Here is an 18270-nt window from a genome sequence, read left to right on the forward strand (position 1 = left end):
TGTCGTCGCCATTCGCCTATCAGTCTAAGTCGTAATTCAGGCCCCTGCTCACTTGCATTGCGGGATCGCGTGACGCGTTTGTGAAGTGATTTTCATTACGCCACTGATAGCACCAAAGACTACAATCATCGGCGCTTATGGACACGCTAGACTACTTAGGCAATTGCCTGAATACGGCTCATGGACGATAGGGAGATCACCATGCGAAGGCGTCTCGTCATCGCGCTGCTCGGTGTCATGTTGGCCGCTTCCATGGCGGCAATCGCCTGGGCGTATCTGGTCGTGATCTACATACCTGGGCACTCCTTCAGGGCCGTGCCGTCGGCTCTGACCGAGGAGCAGGCACTCCTGCGTGATCGGCTCGAGCATCACGTTCTCGTACTTTCAGGAGAGATTGGCGAGCGCCACTACTGGCGGCCCGAAGCGATGCATGAAGCGGCGGCTTATATCGAGCAAGTCTTTCGTGAAGCGGGCTATCAGCCAATGAGGCAGCAAATTGAGACCCGCGAGGAGACCTTTGTCAATATCGAAGTGCGCCTGCCGGGAAGCGGCAACACCGATGAGTCCCTGGTCATCGGTGCACATTACGATACCGTGCGTGGAAGCCCGGGGGCCGATGACAACGCCTCCGGCGTTGCGGTACTGCTGGAGTTGGCCAGATTGCTACGCGATACCCGGACGGAACGGAGCATACGCCTGGTCGCCTTTGCCAACGAGGAAGCTCCATTCTTCGGTAGCCAAGCGATGGGCAGTCTCAACTATGCGCGCCAAGCCCGCGATGATGGCGACAGCATCGTCGGCATGATGTCACTGGAGATGCTGGGCTATTTCTCCGACGAACCCGACAGCCAGTTCTTTCCTCCCTTGCTGGACCGTTTCTACCCCGACCAAGGCAACTTCGTTGCGTTCGTTGGCAGCATAGAGTTTCGCCAACTTGTCCGAGATGCGATCAGCGCCTTCCGAAACCACGCCGAAGTACCCTCGGAGGGCCTGGCTGCGCCACCACAGCTCAGGGACATTTACCGCTCAGATCACTGGTCGTTCAGGCAGATGGGCTATCCGGCGATCATGATCACCGATACCGCTAACTTCCGTAACCCACACTACCATGGGCCGCACGATGTTGCCGAAACGCTCGACTACGACACCATGGCCAGGCTAACCAGCGCCCTGGCCAGAAGCGTGACGGACATGGCGCATTGATTGCTACTCCCGCTTCGGGTGAGCCAGGAAAAAGCGCAGCATCTCCTTGCTGGCATCCGGCCCCTTGGGATCTGTGTATGACCCACGAGCACTTCCCCCGGCCCAGGCGTGACCGGCGCCGTGGATCGTCCACTGCTCCATCAAGACGTGATCGCTCGCGTCATGATGAAGGGTACGGGTATAGCCATGGCCATTGGCCACCTGGCCACGTTCCTCGCGTGTTTGCGAGACTGCGTCAGGATCGACATACTGAGCCGCCACGCGCTGGCCGTTACAGGGGTGCACGGTGCTGTCGCGATCGCCATGGAATATCACAGCAGGAATTTTTCCCTTGGATGCCGAGCCACTGCCTTGCTGGCCGAAGTTGCTCCGCCGAGTCCCCGCTTCCTGCGAGTTGATACCGGAGCCAGCCATCCCCGACCTGTGCATGCCCGACATTTTCATGCCTGGTACATTCACATGAGACCGAGTGCCAGCACCGCCCTGCATCGCCGCAAGTGCCGAGGGCAGATCATGCGCCGCCGCGTGCGGAAGGCCGGAGTGGATACCCACCGCCGCGTAGAGATCCGGATAGGTCATGGCCAGCGTGGTGGCCATGGCACCACCCGCCGATAGGCCCGCCACGTAGATGCGCCGTTCGTCCAGCTGATGCGACTCGACGATATGACGAGTCATGCCGGCGAGAATTGCCGGCTCACCATGATCACGCTGCTGGTCGCTCGCCTTGAACCAGTTCCAGCACTTCGAGCTATTGGCGGAAGCGGGCTGGGCAGGATAGAGCACGAAACAGGGCTGAGCTTCGGCAAGCGTGTTCATCCCGGTGCCAAGTGCGAAATCATCGGGATTCTGGGTACAGCCATGCAGCATGACGACAAGCGGTAGCGACTGTCCATGATAGGCACTGGGGATGTAGAGCTTGTAGTCGCGTGAGCCGGCATGGTTTTTGAACGATCCAGAGAGAAACTCACCGCTGCCTCGTGACGCCCCTGCTGTCGATTTAGATGAGCGAGAAGGCGTGTCATTGACTACCCGGTAGTCCCCTTCAAGCACCACGCCTTGACGAGTACGGTCTGCCTTTCCCCATGCCGAATGGGCGCCACGCTCCGGGGTCGAGGCGGATTCGACCCCATCGGGGTTCGATACGCCTCCCAGGGCGCGCTGCAACATGGCGGTGGCCTCCTGCAATTGCCCCGCCTGGGTCAGCCGGGTTGCTTCCTGCAAGTCGGCCATCAACGTCCTGTTCATCATTGCAATTTCCTTGGCGCCAAGCGCCGTTAGTGTATTCGATCCGCCAGGGCGGCTTTTACCGCCGCACTGGCATGCAAGGCACCCAGCACGACGACCGAATCGATAGTGGCAAGCGCAAGCTCGGGCGAGACATCGTCGGCGATACTGGCAAGTCCCAGCACCTGAATCTGAAGCATCTCCCCCGCCGCCTGTAGTGCCTCGAGATCGCTGCAGCTGTAATGCTGCATACCAAGCACGAAGGTCTTGCGAGCGGCCGTCTCGCGGACGACTTGCGCATGTGTCGCCAGCTGAGTGCGAATCGCCGTACGAATCAGGTCGGTGCGATTGGAGTAGAAGCCCTCCTGCACCAGCAGGTCTATCTGGCCCAGATCGACCACCCCAAGGTTGATTGTGATCTTCTCGGTGGTGTCACCCGCCTTGCGCCTGAACTCACGAACGCTCATCGCTGATCCTCGAAGATGAATATCATTGAAGGATGCCATATGCCATCCACATGGATGGTATACAGCGTATAAGAAGAGTTAGCAAGCAATGCTGGAAGCACAGCGAGGCGGCACAGCATGTGGCGAGCTTCAATCTCAAGAAGTGAGCGGCGGAAAAAGCATCAACCACAAACAAGAAAGGCCCGCATAAGCGGGCCTTTCTGCTCGAAGCCTGACGGCTCGAGAAGTCGATGCTAATTTACATTAGGCGACTTTGATGTTAGAAGCCTGGAGGCCTTTCTTGCCTTGGGTCACGTCAAACGTGACGCTCTGGCCTTCCTGCAATGACTTGAAACCATCGGATTGAATTTCAGAGAAGTGGGCGAACAAATCATCACCGCCATCGGCAGGAGAAATGAAGCCAAAACCCTTGGTGTCGTTGAACCACTTGACTGTGCCAGTTGCCATGTTCGATATCCTTTGCGCTGAGCGCTGTATTCAATTACCGGGTAAATCCCGAAGTATTAGTAAGTAAAACAAGGGAAATACAACCAGGCCATCGAATAATTCGACCACAACTGACGATATGCGCTTGCTAACTAACTGACCTTAGTTTCCCACACAGTTGCACTGCCGTCAAACTTATTTGTCGAGCATGAAAAAGCCCGACCTGCTACGGGCGGGCTTTTCATGACAGCATCCTGTGCTCGCCACCACGGACCTCCTGTCCGCACATCCTTGGATCGCTTGCCATCCTTGGCAAGTCTTCCCTGACTGACTTCCCTTCTTGACGCATAGTGACAGAGAACAAAGGCAAAGTTATTAACCTAAATTTACTTTACTGTAAGAGATGTAGGGCAAGTTGAATGCAGACTTTTTAAAACATATCCCAATGCAATGATACCTCATGCTTTCTCTTATTGATTACTAAGCAAAAGGGATTATTAGCGATTTCATTATTCTCGAATTAATATTGCCTCAACCCAAAAACGCGCCGGCAGTGGCCGGCGCGCTTCTGATACGCTTTTGCGAGAATGTGGTTTAACCGCCAGCACCTGCACCGCCGCCAGCACCTGCACCGCCGCCAGCACCTGCACCGCCGCCGCCAGTACCACCAACGCCTGCGCCGCCGCCAGCGCCTCCATCGGCACCACCGCCAGTAGCGTCACCGCCACCAGTACCGCCAGCTGCACCACCGGTACCACCGACGCCCCCAGCTGCACCCTCACCAGCGCCGACATCGCCATTAGTGTCGGTACCCATATCATCAACGGTACCCGTACCGCCTGCGCCGGTACCTGTGCCGACAGCACCGCCTGCACCAGTACCCATGTCAGTACCACCAGTCGCACCAGCGCCGGCACCTGTGCCGGTACCGGCATCACCTGGCGGAGCTTCTTGAGGAATTTGCGGTTCTGTGGGAGTTTGCTCAGTGGCAAAAGCCATCGGGCTTGCGATTAAGCCAAGCGACACCCCGAGAATACCTATTTTCTTGAGGAATTCCTTGGACATCATATGTGCATCTCCTTTTGTCACAGCCAATTGGTGCAGGACCTGCTGAAAATGCACCAAATTGGTCAACGGCTCAATTGCCGTCTTGTCATTCTCAAGGTAGAAGCCTGAGGCATTATTGCAAGTTCAGCCAATTCACAAAACCACATAAAAACAAAATCTTATATACAACCTCAAGCAATGAGCGGCACGGCCTTCTTGGCGCCATTATTATCATGGCAGGATCGGAGCTGCTGGCCGGTGAAGAGAACAGCGGCATTCAGCTCACCCAGACTGCGCTTTCGATCCACGTCGGCGAGTGGGGCAGCATGTTCATTGCGGTGGCGATCTTCCTGCTCTCCCCCGTGGCCTTTGCCCTGTTCCGCGATTACGACCGCCAGCTCAAGGCGGGTCTGGACTCGATATTCGATCCCTTTCAGTTCCCCAAGCTCGTCAACAAGGCGGATCCCAGCGCCTGGCCTAAACGCTCGCTCAAGAAGTAACCTGCCAAGCGCCACCGCAACGCCACGCTTAGCCGTGGCGTTTTACCGTGCGTGTACAGTGCTTGACCAATGCTGGTGAACAGTAAGCGTTCTTCTATAGTGAAAAGGTCGATCGAAAAGGCGCCAGCGCTATTTCGATAAAACAAGACGCAATCGAAGGAGGTACACGCCATGGGCCACAAGGAACGTCTGAAGAAGCTTGCCTTCATTGGGGTCTGCTTCGGCCTGGTCGCAAGTCCCGTCACCTTTGCCGATGACGAGCGTAACGATCGGGATGCCGAGATTCGAAGTGAAGAGGCTGCAGGTGGCGTTTCCGCCACGGGGGGAGCCGAAGCGGAAGGTGAACTGCCCGGCGGCACTGGAACGGGTGGTACCGGCACTTCCGGCACCGATGCCGGCGCGACAGCCTCAGGGGGTGCCGGTGCAGGCGCCGGCGGCCCGGTCGGTGAGGAGGACATGCAAGAGGATGACGAATGGGAGGAAATCGACGATAACGATGACAACAACACCTGACCGATGACCTGACGCCTCAAGACACCACGGTCCGCGCGTGGTGTCTTGTCATTGGTACTGCTAGTCCTTCATCGCAAGGCGAGTCTTAAATAGCGCTATCAGCCTCCGAGTCTCGATAGCCCCTCTTGGGTATCGATATCGAAATGGATGCCGGCATCGTCGACAGCGAGTTCGCGGCAGGCACTGCAGTGGTCGCGAATGACGCTCCTGCCCCCCTCATCCCCGCCAAGCCCAGCCAATGCCTGCCAGAAGCGGCGCCCGAAGATCACCGGATGCCCCGAAGCCCCCTCATGCGAAGGGCGCAGAATGCCCCCCCGCGCGGCCATCGCCTTGAGTGCCTGAAGCGTCTCGCTGCGCAGTGCGGGCATGTCGGCCAGCATTACCGCCGCCGCGACGCAGTCATCCAGCGACGCGTCCCGTTCGAGGGCGGTGAAGGCCGCCGACAGGCTGTTTCCCAACCCCTCTTGCATGTCGCACTGCATCGCGACGCGAATCACCCCGATGGAGGTCGGCAACGACAGGCTTGCAACCTCGTCATCGTCGCGCAGGACCACGCGCACCTCGTCAAAGGCTTCAGCGGCCAGTGTCTGCACGGCAGCCAGCATGGGACGACCGTCGGGCAGACGAGCCATGCGCTTGTCGGCAGTGCCGAAACGTCGCGAACGCCCCGCCGCCATGATCACCGCCACGACACGCGCTACGTCTCGCTCATCTACCTTACAGGACATCGCGTGGCCTACCCCGCTGCACACGAACGATATCGGCCATGATCGCCAGGGCGATTTCGGCAGGAGTCTTGCTGCCAAGCGCCAGGCCGATCGGCATATGCAGGCGAGCGATCTCCTCGTCGCTCAGTCCGCCGGAGCGCTTGAGGCGTTCGGCGCGCTGCTCGGAGGAGCGGTGCGACCCCATGACGCCGATATAGAATGCCGGCGTGCGTACCGCCTCGATCATCGCCAGGTCGTCGATACGCGGATCATGGGTCACTGCAACGACGGCCGTGGCAGCATGACAGGCGCCTGAGGCGATGAACGCAGAAGGCATCACCGCTTGCACCTCCACCCCCTCCACGTGAAAGTCCTGGCGCGCCTGTTGGCGGGGATCGCAGACGATCACCTCGAACCCCAGGGTGCGGGCGAATTCGGCACAGGTTGTCGCCACTGGCGAGATACCGGCAACGATCAGCCGCGCTGCCGGACCGACACGGACCCGCACTGCCCTGCCCCCAGCCTCCCTCTCCACGCGAGGGCCGAGGGAATCGCCTTCGACGAAGCGCGCCCGTGCCGAGTCGAGCTCGATGCGCCGAATCAACGGACGACGCCCCAGCAGGGTCGCCTGCAAGACTTCCAGATGCACGAGATTGGCCGGCTCGGGCGCCAGGCGCTCGATCAACACATCGAGGATGCCGCCGCAGGGCAGCTGGACGCCCGCCGCATCGGGCCGTTCGGGGTCGCCGTAGCGCAGGGTGGTGAGCGGCGCATCAAACTCACCGTCGCGCAGGCGAGCCAGGAAATCCTCCTCGACACAGCCGCCGGAAAGCGAACCCACATGGCGCCCATCGCGACGCGCCACCAGCAGTGAGCCGGGTTCGCGCGGGGAGGAACCGAACGTCTCCAGCACCGTGCATAGCCAGATATCCTCACCCGCGCGCGCCCAGTCCAGCGCTCGCTCGATGACCTCTAGATCCAGATGCTGCATGTTCAACTCCCTTGATCACCGTTCACGCTCGGCTGGCGACGATTCTACACGCGCCAGGAGCAGGTTGGAGAGCGTCAGGGCCTCGCTCTGCTCTAGAAACGGCAGCGTCTGCCGACCATTGGCCAGGAAGAGATGCAGGGTGACCAGGCCGCGCCGTCGCTGTAGCCAACTCTGCTGCACTTCGAGCGAAATCACGTTACCCACCGGGAAGATCGCAGTACGCCGTCCGACGAGCCCCCTCGTGACCCACAGATACTCCCCTTGCCAATACCACCCCAGGGCCCTCCAGCGTAACTGCGCGAATGAGGCGGCGACGATGATCACGGCCGCGATCACCAGGCCACCCTCGCTCCAGATCGAACGGGACCAGCCGGCACCGCCAAGCCAGGCAATGCACAGCGCAGCAATGCACAGCGCAAGCATCGTGCGCAGGAACAGTACCCGCCGGTAGAGGGGTGATACGCGCATGACCGGCATAGGCGCGCTCAAGTCCGGCCACAGCGAACGCGCCAGTTCGTGCCCGTTGGCCGGGGTCAGGCCAGGTATCAGAAACTGGCTCGCCTCCTCGGCACCCGTATTTTTTAGTGCACCGAACTGACGACATACCAGGTAGCCACGCCCCAGTAGTCGACCCAGTCCCGTCTGGACCCACTCGACCACCTGCAGCCGCCGTAACGAGAGCGCCTGCTCCTGACGCTGCAGCAGGCCGCTGACCTGAATGTAGCGCTCTCCCTCTTCACGCAAGCGATAACCATGAAACCGCCACCACGACGCCGCGATGGCCAACGTCATCAGCACCGTGACAAGCACGACGACACCGGCGCCAAAGGCCAGCATTGGCGAGGCCAGCAGCCACTGCATGGACTCGGTGCGGGGTAAATAGTCGTGAGCCCAGCGCTCCAAGGGGCGCACCAGGGGAGCAAGCATAGCCGCCGTCACATAGATCGAGCGGCTGGCCAGCCCATGCAGCGTCACGCCCCAGGGAGTGATGGCATAACGTAGTTGCGCCTGCCTTTCAGGCGGTTGAGCAGCGCCGGTCTCGGCCTCCCCGATAGGTGTCGGGTGCCCCACGCCAGTGGAAAGATGCGTGCCCAGGGCATCCGCCACACTGCGATGCAGACCTGGCAGCTCGATGCCCGAGGATTCGCCGGCGGTCGTTTCCAGACGCCAGAGCACCACTCCGAAGGGACGCATGTAGGGCGGCTGACGGATCGAAATATTCTGAATATGGCTGGCGGCCACCTTGAACTCCCGATGCTCGAACAACCCCTTCTGCACCACCAGCACATCGCCATCCAGGCGAAAGCGAAACCGTCGGTAATAGAACAGGCTGACCAGCGCGGCAACCGCCAGCAACACCAGGCTCCCCAGCATAAGCTCCCGCGATCCGATGCGCTCGGCATAGGCGATGCCGGCCCCAGCCCCCAGCAGCAGCGGAATATGTTGCCTGGCCTGCGTCGCCACCCCACTGATCAGCAGCAGAATGACCGCCCAGGGCGACAATCTCTGCCAAGCTTCCTCGGCCAGGGTGCGTAGTTGGCGGCTCATGAGCGCGGCGCGGCCTCCAGCCGCGACAGCAGATAGCTCTTGACCGCCTCCGCCTCCTGCCGGGACACCCCCTCCATCAGCAGGTCCGCCCCACGCCCGCCAGCGGTATAGCAGCTCAACCTCACCAGACCGAAGAGGCGCTCCAGGGGATTGCTCAAGGTCTCGACATGTTGCAGGCGTACCAGTGGCAACACCTGGGTACGCCGAACCAGCAACCCGCGACGGTAGATCAGGTCATGCTCGCGCAGTGCATAAGCGCGCCTGCGTGCTTCGCAGAAGCCAAGCATCAACATGGTAAGTCCCACCACCGCGATGGCCGCTGCCGCCCACGGTTGCCAAGCGCTCAGCTCCGTGTCGATCGGCACCCACAGTACGAAAGCGATCAGCAGCAGCCAACGCAGCAGCCGCTGCAGCAGCAGGCAGGGAGCCAAGCGTCGCGACACCGGCACCAATGGCGCTTCTTCCATCCGCGGCAGTTGTTGCACATCGAGGGTGGTATTGCTGACAACGCTCCTCATGCCAGGTGGGGCGTCAGCCACTGCAAGAGTTGCGGCCCCTGCAGCATGCCGGCATGCCGCTCCACCTCCTTGCCATGGCGAAAGACGATCAGCGTCGGGATGCTGCGGATGGTGAACAGCTTGGCCAGCGTCGGCTGGGTTTCGGTATTCAGCTTGGCAAAGCGCATGCGCGGTTCGAGCTTGGCGGCAGTCTCTGAAAATATCGGCGCCATCACCTTGCATGGTCCGCACCAACTAGCCCAGAAGTCCACCACCACTGGTAGATCGCTGCGTCCGACCAACGCATTGAAATTCTCGCTGGTCAGTTCGACCGGCGCACCGGTGAACAGCATGCTCTTACACTTTCCACACGTCGGATGATCATCGAGACGCCTCCACATCACCCGGTTGACGGCGTGACAGTAGGGGCAACCCAGTTGCAGAGAATCGGACATCGCTCGCTCCCATTCGCGGGTAGATAATGAAGCACCTCTCATGAAGGATTCGAATAGTATCGGTCATAACTTTGGTTCGGTCGTCAGGTCCAGCGTCTCTCCCGCTCCAGCCCGGACCGGGTAGCCGAACTGGGGCGCCATGCCGAACTGCTCGAGCGCAGCCCGCTCTACCGACATCTCGCCGAGCTGCAGTTCGGCACTCAGCGGAACATCAGTGCTGACGCTGAACTGACTCGTGCGCCCCGCCACCCCACTCGTTCAAGGTAAGGTATCGCGTGCCTCCTGCTTGCTCGGTCACCTTGTAACGACCTACCAGTGTGGACATTGCCTGCGCCTGATCACCGAGGGAGCGACTGGCCGCCGCAGCCTGCTCGACCAGCGTGGCATTCTGCTGGGTGACCTTTTCGAGCTGTGACATCGCCGCGTGGATCTGCTCGATACCGCCCGACTGCTCAGTGGCGGCCTGGGCGATGTCGCTGACGTAAGTCGCCATCTCTTTCATTCCCTCGCCTATGGCCAGCAACTGTTGGCTAGATGTATCGACCAGGCGCGCGCCCTCATCGATTTTTTCGACATTGGTGGCAACGAGCGTACGGATTTCGCTGGCTTCGCTGGCACAGCGCTGTGCCAGGTTTCGAACCTCTTGCGCCACCACGCTAAAGCCTCGGCCATGTTCACCGGCACGCGCCGCTTCCACCGAGGCATTCAATGCCAGCAGATTGGTCTGGAAGGCGATATCATCGATGGCCCCCACGATGGTCGTCACCTTGTGGTTGGCGTTCTTGATAGCCCCCATCGCCTCACTCGCCTGCTCAGCAACCGTGCCCGCCTCACGAGCCTGTCGATCCAGATCGCTGGCCAGGACCCGGGCCTGCTGGGCATTGTCGGCCGTCTGCTTCACCGTGGCGGTAATCTCCTCGAGACTCGATGAGGTTTGCACCAGCGAGCTTGATTGCTCCTCGGTACGCTGCGCCAGATCCTGATTGCCTAACGCGATCTCGCTACTGGCGATCTGGATCGTCTGAGCATTGCCCTTGATCGAGAGCACCATCTGCTCGGTTCCGTTACTGACGTCGTTGTACGCCCGATAGAGTTGTGACAGCTCATCGGAGCCGGGGACATCGAGACGCTTGGTCAAGTCGTTCTCGGCGGTTGCAATCGTTGCCAACGAGCTTCTGAGTGGTCCAATGATGCTACGGGTGATCCACCAGGTCAGTAGTGCCACCACAGAGAAGATAATGGCCATCGTGAACAGATAGCCCAGCAGCGCCTGGTGTGCGGAGCGGCGCAGTGACTGGCTGGTAGCGATCAAATGTTGCGCCAGGCTGCCCTCGATCTCGTTGAGCATTTCGAGGCGCTGGGTCTGCAACGCAAACCACGCCTCGGGGTCCATGTCAAAGCCGCCCTCGAGGGAGCGCTCGATGGCGCGCTGTCGAAGGCCATGTGCCTCGCTTACCACGGGACTTTCCAGATAGCGGGAGTACGCCTGACGTTGCTGCGCAGTCGTGAAGGCCAGAAACGCGTCCACATGGGCCTGCTGGGACCCTACCAGGCGGTGCAATAACGGCAGCTGTATGGCATCGAATCGGTCGGCGGCAAATACGCTGATTAGCACACCACCCTCGATACTCACCAAGTCCTTCGCCTTGAGCAGGTTGTAGTAACTCGCCACCTGCTCGACGAGTTCGCCCTGGTGAGTCAGGGTCGACATGAGCGCCACCAGCTCCATCAACTGGTTGTTGAGCGCGGTATACGCCTGAAAGGCACCGAAGGCCGGTATCGCGCGACTATCCACCTGCTGACGAATCTGATCAAGGCTATGTATTGCAGTGTCCAGCTTGGTCACTGCCTCCTGGTCCAGGCCGACTTGGGTCAACACATCGTTGTTGGCCTGGAACCGCTGCCGAGCCTCGTCGACGCTGCCTCGCTGGGCTACCAGCTCGTGCGGCGTGGAACGCTCCTGGGTGTTGAGGAAGGTTGTCGTCAGCGCTCGCTCCCGCTGGATGACGTGCAGCAAGTCGCCTGCTTCCTGCGCCACCAGGGTGAGAGACTCTACCTGACGCATTTCGCGAGCCAGCTGCCAACGCTCGAAAGCGCCGTTCCCAGCGAAGAGCAGGACGGCGAGCAGCGGCAATAACAGAACCAGGAGGAACTTTGCCCTCATGGGGAGGCGGTGCAGTAGGGGCATGCGATAGGACTCTTGGCGCGTTTTCCTGACACAAGAACGAACGCGATTAACAATGTCGAATAAAGGTGAGTTTATTCGCCTCACCAGCCCTATCGGCGCTTGGCGACAACACTTGAGCTGCCAGTGCTGCGCAGCGCGATATTGTCGTGACCACCAAGCTTCCCTACACTCGTTTGAATTCTTTTGCTGCAACGAGGCAACTCCTGATGGCTTTTCATGGCACCTCTTCCTACGTCGCCACCGATGCACTGAGACAGGCGGTCAACGCCGCCGTCACGCTGGAGCGCCCCCTGCTGATCAAGGGCGAACCGGGCACCGGCAAGACGCTGCTCGCCGAAGAGCTGGCCGCCTCGCTGGGCACCCGTCTGATCACCTGGCACATCAAGTCCACCACCAAGGCGGCCCAGGGCCTCTACGAGTACGACGCCGTCAGCCGCCTGCGCGACTCCCAGCTTGGGGTGGAGGGCGTGCACGAGGTTCGCAACTACATCAAGCCCGGCAAGCTGTGGGAGGCATTCACCGCCGAGGAGCGCGTGGTGCTGCTGATCGACGAGATCGACAAGGCCGACATCGAATTCCCCAACGACCTGCTCCAGGAGCTGGATCGCATGGAGTTCCATGTCTACGAGACAGACGAGACGGTCCGCGCGCGGCACCGGCCGATCATCGTGATCACCTCCAATAACGAGAAGGAACTGCCCGACGCCTTCCTGCGCCGCTGCTTCTTCCACTACATCGAGTTTCCCGATCGCCAGACGATGGAGCAGATCGTCGAGGTGCACTTCCTCGATATCGAGGCGCGCCTGGTCAGCCAGGCACTGGAGGTCTTCTTCGATCTCAGGCAGGCGCCGGGGCTCAAGAAGAAGCCCTCCACCTCGGAGCTGGTCGACTGGCTGAAGCTGCTGATGGCCGATGAGCTGGCCCGCGAGGCGCTCTATCAGCGCGATCCGGCCAAGAGCATACCGCCGCTGGCCGGCGCACTGGTCAAGAACGAGCAGGATACCCAGCTGCTCCAGCGCCTGGCCTTCATGATCCGCCGCCAGGGGCGTTGAGATGTTTCTCTCGCTGTTCGAGACCCTCAAGCGCGCCGGGGTACCGGTCACGCTGCGTGAACTGCTCGACCTGCATGCCGTGGTCGAGCGAGGCGTGGTGTTCGCCGACATGCAGGCGTTCTACCAGGTGGCCAAGGTGGTCATGGTCAAGGATGAGCGCTTCTACGACCGCTTCGATCGCGCCTTCTCCGCCTGGTTCGAGGGGATCGAGAACCTCGATGCCGCCATCGAAGCGATGATTCCCGACGACTGGCTGCGTCGCGAGTTCGAGAAATCGCTCTCCGAGGAGGAGAAGGCCCGCATCGAGTCGCTTGGGGGACTGGAAAAGCTCATCGAGACCTTCAAGCAGCGCCTTGAAGAGCAGCAGGAGCGCCACGCGGGGGGCAACAAGTGGATCGGTACCGGCGGCACCAGTCCCTTCGGCGCCTATGGCTACAATCCCGAGGGGATTCGCATCGGCCAGGAGGGCTCCCGGCATCGCCGCGCAGTCAAGGTGTGGGACGAACGGCGCTTTCGCGACTACGACGACTCGCTGGAGCTTGGCACACGCAACATCAAGATGGCACTGCGCCGGCTCAGGAAATTCGCTCGCCAGGGGGCTGCGGAGGAGTTCGACATCGACGCGACGATTCGCGAGACCGCTCGCGATGCCGGCCTGCTCAACGTACGCATGCGCCCGGAGCGACACAACGCGGTGAAGGTGCTGTTGCTGCTCGACATCGGCGGCTCCATGGACGATCACGTACGCACCTGCGAGGAGCTCTTCTCGGCGGCGCGCAGCGAGTTCAAGCATCTCGAGCACTACTACTTCCATAACTGTATCTATGAAGGGCTGTGGCGCGACAACGGCCGGCGCAGTCAGCGAATTCCCACCATGGAGGTGCTGCACACCTATGGTAGCGACTACCAGGTGGTGATGGTCGGCGATGCCGCCATGGCCCCCTATGAGGTGACCCACCGCGGCGGTAGCGTGGAGCACTTCAATGACGAGTCGGGCGCCGAATGGCTTGGCCGCTTCACCGAGAAGTTTCCGCATCTGGTATGGCTCAACCCCACCCTCGAACGCGCCTGGGACTATACCCACTCCAACCAGCTGATTCGTCAGCTGATTGATGGACGCATGTACCCCATGACACTGGCGGGGCTCGAAGAAGCGATGCGTGAGTTGGCACGCTAGTTATTACCTCTCAAAGCTATAATCCTATTTATAGCCCCTATTGGTTATTAATGCGTCTACATAATCGACTTGCCAGTCCCCCACCTCCCCCTATACTGTATATAGATACAGTATAAATCTGCCTCATCGGCACACCGATGATGTGCTCCCTATTGATAACCAAAAAAGGTAATTACATTGAATAATAACCTTAAAGGGCTATTATTTGACGACACCTCGTCACAAGCGAATCGCCATGTCACAACTCATCGCCGTATTGACCGGTGACGTCATCGCGTCCCGCAAGATCGCCGATCCGGGAAGCCTCTCCTCGGTGCTCGATGCCACCCTCGAGCGTCTCTGTGAGCGCTTCGACGGGGAAGCGGAGCGCTATCGGGGCGACGCCTTCCAGCTCGCCCTGCCCCATGCGGAACATGCCATGACGGCGGCGGTGATGCTGCGCGCCGACCTGATTCAGCACTCCGAGGAGCGTCAGCGCTGGGATGCTCGTATTGCCGTGGCGGTGGGGCACGACCAATGGCGGCCACGCCAGCGCATCGACGCGGCCGGCGGAGCGCCTTTCGTACGCTCGGGCCAGGCCCTGGATGGCATGGACAAGACATCGGACCACCTTCGGCTGGAGCTGCTGAACGACGATGATCATGCCTGCCTTGCCCTGCTCACGCGCTTCGCCGACAACATCATCGATGGCTGGTCGCGCTACTCCGCGGAAGCGGTCGGGCTGCAGCTTGAGCACGGTGAATCGCAGCAGGCCCTCGCCAAACGCCTGGAGATCAGCCAGCCTGGCGTACACAAGCGGCTGAGAACGGCGCGCTGGGCACTGATCGACGACTACCTACAGCACATGCACCGTCACATCAGCGGTGAAGTGAGTCGCTCATGAATTCTCTCGAACACTCTCTGTTGCTGGGGCTGGTCCTGGTGCACCTGATCGGCGATTTTCTACTACAGCCGAGCCATTGGGTGGCGGAGCGCTACCGCCTCAAGACCCGCTCGCCCTGCCTTTATTGGCATGCACTGCTGCATGGCGCCCTAGCGACGTTGGTATTGCTGATTGCCGCGCGCAGCGAGGCGCTGCCGGGAAGCATGGCGGGTGCCCTGGCCGGTGGTCTGGCGGTAACGCTGAGCCACGCCGCGATCGACCTGGTCAAGTCCCACCTCGAGCCCCGGCGGCTGCTATGGTTCCTGGCCGACCAACTGCTGCACTTTAGCGTGATCGTGGCGATATGGCTGGTGTGGATCGACAGCTGGCAGCCGCTGGCGCTGTTCACGAGCTGGCTGGCGCGCCCGCAGACATTGGGACTGATTGCCGCCTACCTACTGGTGAGCCGGCCGATGTCGGTCGCCATCGCCCTGATCATGCAGCGTTGGAGCCGTGAGCTCGAGGAGACCGGCACCCTGGCCGATGCCGGCGCACGCATCGGCATCCTCGAGCGCTTCTTGGTGCTGACGCTCGCCCTGCTCGAACAGATGACCGCGGTGGGTTTTCTGCTCGCGGCGAAGTCGGTGCTGCGTTTCGGCGACCTGCGCGAATCGCAGGACCGCAAACTGACCGAGTATGTCTTGCTCGGCACCCTACTCAGCGTATCCTCGACCCTAATACTGGGGCTGATCATCCGTACCTGGCTGCTGGGGAACTGAGGAAGCGATGAAAAGGCGACACATCACACGGCGGTTGTCGTTGGCACTGGTTGGCATGGTCACCTTGCTGCTGACCGCCTGCGCCGGACAGTTCGAGCCTCGCGGCGGCTATGTGGTGGACCATCGTCACCAGGCGTCGTCGCATAACAGCCGCATCCGTCATCTGGTGATTCACTACACCTCGAGCGACGAGGCCGTCTCGCTACGTGCGCTGACCGGCCCCAGCGTCAGCTCCCACTATCTGGTGCCGCTGCCGCCCCGGCAATTGCGCGGCGACCCGCTGGTCTACCAGCTCGTCGACGAGTCGCGGCGCGCCTGGCATGCCGGCGCCAGCGCCTGGAAGCAGCGCACCAATATCAATGACACATCGATCGGTATCGAGATCGTCAACCTCGGCCCGCTAGGCACCCGCGAGGAGATTCCCGGCGACCAACTGCAGGTCTGGGCCAGCTATCCGCCACGCCAGATCGATGCCGTGATCGCCCTGGCCGGCGATATCGTCGAGCGCTACGACATCCATCCCACCAATGTCGTCGCCCACTCCGATATCGCCCCGACGCGCAAGGTCGACCCGGGCCCACGCTTCCCCTGGCAGCAGCTATACGAAGCAGGCATCGGCGCCTGGCCACAGGCCGATACGATAGAGCGCTATCATCAGCGCTTTACCGCACAACCGCCCACACTTGATGAATTTCAGCGGGCGCTCAAGGCTTATGGCTACCCCATCGAAACGAGCGGCGAGTACGATCGCCAGACCCATGCCGTACTGCGCGCCTTCCAGCTCCACTTCCGTCCCGCCGACTATCGTGGCCTGCCCGATGCCGAGAGTGCCGCAATCCTCTGGTCACTGCTCGAGCGCTACCATCCCGAGCTGCTGCCAATCCGGGAGTCGCGCTGACGAGGGCACTCAACCATTGCGAAACAGGAAGCTGTAGGCGTTGAGCGCGGGTACGCCACCCAGGTGGGCGTAGAGCACCCGAGATCCTGCAGGGAACTCGCCGTTACGCACCATGTCGATCATGCCATGCATCGACTTGCCCTCGTAGACCGGGTCGGTCAGCACACCCTCGAGACGCGCGCAGAGCCGAATGGCCTCCAGGGTACCCTCGTTGGGCAGCCCATATTCGGGATAGGCGTAGCGGGTATCGAGCACCACGTCGTCATCCTCGATGGCACATTCGAGATCGACCAGGTCCGCCGTATGGCGCGCTATGCGCAGGATCTGCTCGCGCGTCTGCTCGGGTTTCGCGGAGGCGTCGATACCGATCACCCGTTGCGCCCTGCCCTCCTCGGCGAAACCGACCACCATGCCCGCCTGGGTGCTGCCCGTCACCGAACAGACCACGATATAGTCAAACGTGAAGCCCAGCTCCGCCTCCTGCTGGCGCACCTCCTCGGCAAATCCGACGAACCCGAGGCCACCGTAGCGGTGCTCGGAGCAGCCCGCCGGAATCGGAAATGGTTTGCCGCCCCGCGCGCGCACGTCGGCAAGCGCCTTCTCCCAGCTTGGACGAATGCCGATGTCGAAGCCCGCCGCGTCGAGGCGCACGTCGGCACCCATGATTCGAGACATCTCGATATTGCCGACCCGGTCGTAGACGGCATCGGCGTAGTTCACCCAGTTCTCTTGAACCAGCACGCACTGCATGCCGAGATGCGCCGCCACGGCGGCTACCTGACGCGTCTGGTTGGACTGGATGCCGCCGATCGACACCAGTGTGTCGCAGCCCTGCTCCAGTGCCTCGGGAATCAGGTACTCGAGCTTGCGCGTCTTGTTGCCACCGAAGGCCAGGCCGCTGTTGCAATCCTCGCGCTTGGCGTAGAGCTCCACCTGACCACCGAGATGCTCGCTGAGCCGCTTGAGAGGGGTGATCGGTGACGGGCCGAAAGTCAGTGGATAGCGTTTGAAGCGTTGCAGGTTCATCGATGACTCCTTATGACATTGTTCTTGGCTGCGCCGAGAGCGGCACTCAAGTCAAATGATAAAGCATCGATATGAAATATAAATTGTGTTATTTATGCCTTTAAATACATTTAAAATAGTTAAAAACATCAATAAAGATCTTATGTTCGGAAATAATCGTAATGAGCAAAATAAAATTAGACAGTCATCACACCTCATCTTTCCTGGCGAGGGAGCTCGATCGTACCGACCGTGCCATCCTGCGTGAGCTGCAGCAGGATGCTTCCATCTCCAACGTGGCGCTGGCCGAAAGGGTGAGCCTCAGTCCGCCGGCCTGTCTGCGACGCGTCGAGCGCCTCAAGCAGGCGGGACTGATCAAGGGAATCGTGGCACTGCTCGATGGGGAGGCGCTGGAGGTAGGCATGGTGGTGCTGATCGGTGTGGTGCTCGACCGTTCTACCCCGCAATCCTTCGCCGACTTCGAGGCGGCGGCTCAGAAGGTCTCGGGGTGCATGGAGTGCCATGTGGTCACCGGTGAGTTCGACTACTTCATGCTGGTGCGCACCCGCGACAACCAGAGCTTCAACCGTCTGCATGCAGAACAGCTGCTCTACTTGCCTGGGGTTCGGCAGATTCGCTCCTTCATGGGGCTGCGCCAGGTGGTGTCGACGACCTGCATTCCGCTGTGATGGTTCGAAACAGGGCGTCACGCTTGCAAGAGGGCTTGGCCA

20 protein-coding genes are annotated in these 18270 nt (G+C 60.8%); 9 read left to right on the forward strand and 11 right to left on the reverse strand.

Annotation, left to right across the window (positions count from 1 at the left end; all coding sequences use genetic code 11):
- The first annotated feature begins 201 nt into the window (after window positions 1-201).
- Window positions 202-1203, forward strand: a complete 1002-nt coding sequence (locus HJD22_RS04860) for a M20/M25/M40 family metallo-hydrolase (protein ID WP_217267815.1) — start codon at window positions 202-204, stop codon at window positions 1201-1203.
- Window positions 1204-1206: 3 nt separating this feature from the next.
- Here HJD22_RS04860 and HJD22_RS04865 read toward each other — a convergent pair whose 3' ends face one another.
- The 4 genes from HJD22_RS04865 to HJD22_RS04880 all read right to left on the reverse strand — a co-directional run bounded on the left by HJD22_RS04865 (window position 1207) and on the right by HJD22_RS04880 (window position 4312).
- Window positions 1207-2451 carry a PHB depolymerase family esterase gene (locus HJD22_RS04865; RefSeq protein ID WP_208654400.1) on the reverse strand — a complete coding sequence of 415 codons (1245 nt, stop codon included), beginning with the start codon at window positions 2449-2451 and terminating at the stop codon, window positions 1207-1209.
- 26 nt (window positions 2452-2477) lie between these two features.
- Window positions 2478-2894, reverse strand: a complete 417-nt coding sequence (locus tag HJD22_RS04870) for a CopG family transcriptional regulator (protein ID WP_208654401.1) — start codon at window positions 2892-2894, stop codon at window positions 2478-2480.
- A 243-nt stretch (window positions 2895-3137) separates the two neighbouring features.
- Window positions 3138-3341: a cold-shock protein gene (locus HJD22_RS04875; protein ID WP_208654402.1), complete on the reverse strand. Its 204-nt coding sequence runs from the start codon at window positions 3339-3341 to the stop codon at window positions 3138-3140.
- A gap of 488 nt (window positions 3342-3829) precedes the next feature.
- Window positions 3830-4312: a hypothetical protein gene (locus HJD22_RS04880; RefSeq protein ID WP_208654403.1), complete on the reverse strand. Its 483-nt coding sequence runs from the start codon at window positions 4310-4312 to the stop codon at window positions 3830-3832.
- A 288-nt stretch (window positions 4313-4600) separates the two neighbouring features.
- Between HJD22_RS04880 and HJD22_RS04885 the strand changes: the two genes are divergently transcribed.
- Window positions 4601-4867 (forward strand): hypothetical protein, encoded by a 267-nt coding sequence (locus HJD22_RS04885; protein ID WP_248730108.1) that lies wholly within the window; start codon window positions 4601-4603, stop codon window positions 4865-4867.
- 171 nt (window positions 4868-5038) lie between these two features.
- The gene (locus HJD22_RS04890; RefSeq protein WP_208654404.1) at window positions 5039-5380 is read left to right on the forward strand and encodes a hypothetical protein; all 342 of its coding nucleotides are present in this window, start codon (window positions 5039-5041) and stop codon (window positions 5378-5380) included.
- A gap of 98 nt (window positions 5381-5478) precedes the next feature.
- Here the strand turns inward: HJD22_RS04890 and HJD22_RS04895 are convergent, their stop codons facing one another.
- From HJD22_RS04895 to HJD22_RS04920, 6 genes are all read right to left on the reverse strand, one after another.
- The gene (locus HJD22_RS04895) at window positions 5479-6108 is read right to left on the reverse strand and encodes an NTP transferase domain-containing protein (protein ID WP_208654405.1); all 630 of its coding nucleotides are present in this window, start codon (window positions 6106-6108) and stop codon (window positions 5479-5481) included.
- Window positions 6098-7078: an XdhC family protein gene (locus HJD22_RS04900; protein WP_208654406.1), complete on the reverse strand. Its 981-nt coding sequence runs from the start codon at window positions 7076-7078 to the stop codon at window positions 6098-6100. The genes HJD22_RS04895 and HJD22_RS04900 overlap by 11 nt, the downstream gene beginning before the upstream one ends.
- 15 nt (window positions 7079-7093) lie before the next feature.
- Window positions 7094-8626, reverse strand: a complete 1533-nt coding sequence (locus HJD22_RS04905) for a PH domain-containing protein (protein ID WP_208654407.1) — start codon at window positions 8624-8626, stop codon at window positions 7094-7096.
- Window positions 8623-9144 (reverse strand): PH domain-containing protein, encoded by a 522-nt coding sequence (locus HJD22_RS04910; RefSeq protein ID WP_208654408.1) that lies wholly within the window; start codon window positions 9142-9144, stop codon window positions 8623-8625. Before HJD22_RS04910 ends, HJD22_RS04905 begins: the two co-directional genes overlap by 4 nt.
- Window positions 9141-9578, reverse strand: coding sequence for a thioredoxin TrxC (gene trxC / locus HJD22_RS04915; RefSeq protein ID WP_208654409.1), 438 nt, complete (start codon window positions 9576-9578; stop codon window positions 9141-9143). Before trxC ends, HJD22_RS04910 begins: the two co-directional genes overlap by 4 nt.
- 211 nt (window positions 9579-9789) lie before the next feature.
- A complete protein-coding gene (locus tag HJD22_RS04920) occupies window positions 9790-11766 on the reverse strand; it encodes a methyl-accepting chemotaxis protein (protein ID WP_208654410.1) in 1977 nt (658 codons plus the stop codon).
- 206 nt (window positions 11767-11972) lie between these two features.
- Between HJD22_RS04920 and HJD22_RS04925 the strand changes: the two genes are divergently transcribed.
- The 5 genes from HJD22_RS04925 (at window position 11973) to HJD22_RS04945 (ending at window position 16534) form a co-directional block, all read left to right on the forward strand.
- Window positions 11973-12818 carry a MoxR family ATPase gene (locus HJD22_RS04925; RefSeq protein WP_208654411.1) on the forward strand — a complete coding sequence of 282 codons (846 nt, stop codon included), beginning with the start codon at window positions 11973-11975 and terminating at the stop codon, window positions 12816-12818.
- Window position 12819: 1 nt separating this feature from the next.
- Window positions 12820-13995 (forward strand): VWA domain-containing protein, encoded by a 1176-nt coding sequence (locus HJD22_RS04930; protein WP_208654412.1) that lies wholly within the window; start codon window positions 12820-12822, stop codon window positions 13993-13995.
- A 235-nt stretch (window positions 13996-14230) separates the two neighbouring features.
- Window positions 14231-14878 carry a hypothetical protein gene (locus tag HJD22_RS04935; RefSeq protein WP_208654413.1) on the forward strand — a complete coding sequence of 216 codons (648 nt, stop codon included), beginning with the start codon at window positions 14231-14233 and terminating at the stop codon, window positions 14876-14878.
- A complete protein-coding gene (locus tag HJD22_RS04940; RefSeq protein WP_208654414.1) occupies window positions 14875-15636 on the forward strand; it encodes a DUF3307 domain-containing protein in 762 nt (253 codons plus the stop codon). Before HJD22_RS04935 ends, HJD22_RS04940 begins: the two co-directional genes overlap by 4 nt.
- 7 nt (window positions 15637-15643) lie before the next feature.
- A complete protein-coding gene (locus tag HJD22_RS04945) occupies window positions 15644-16534 on the forward strand; it encodes an N-acetylmuramoyl-L-alanine amidase (RefSeq protein ID WP_208654415.1) in 891 nt (296 codons plus the stop codon).
- A 9-nt stretch (window positions 16535-16543) separates the two neighbouring features.
- Here the strand turns inward: HJD22_RS04945 and HJD22_RS04950 are convergent, their stop codons facing one another.
- Window positions 16544-17560, reverse strand: coding sequence for a 1-aminocyclopropane-1-carboxylate deaminase (locus HJD22_RS04950; protein WP_208654416.1), 1017 nt, complete (start codon window positions 17558-17560; stop codon window positions 16544-16546).
- A gap of 161 nt (window positions 17561-17721) precedes the next feature.
- Between HJD22_RS04950 and HJD22_RS04955 the strand changes: the two genes are divergently transcribed.
- Window positions 17722-18228, forward strand: coding sequence for an Lrp/AsnC family transcriptional regulator (locus HJD22_RS04955; protein WP_208654417.1), 507 nt, complete (start codon window positions 17722-17724; stop codon window positions 18226-18228).
- The last annotated feature ends 42 nt before the right edge of the window (window positions 18229-18270 follow it).

Origin of the sequence: Halomonas sp. TA22 (assembly GCF_013009075.1) — a bacterium.
GTDB lineage: Bacteria > Pseudomonadota > Gammaproteobacteria > Pseudomonadales > Halomonadaceae > TA22.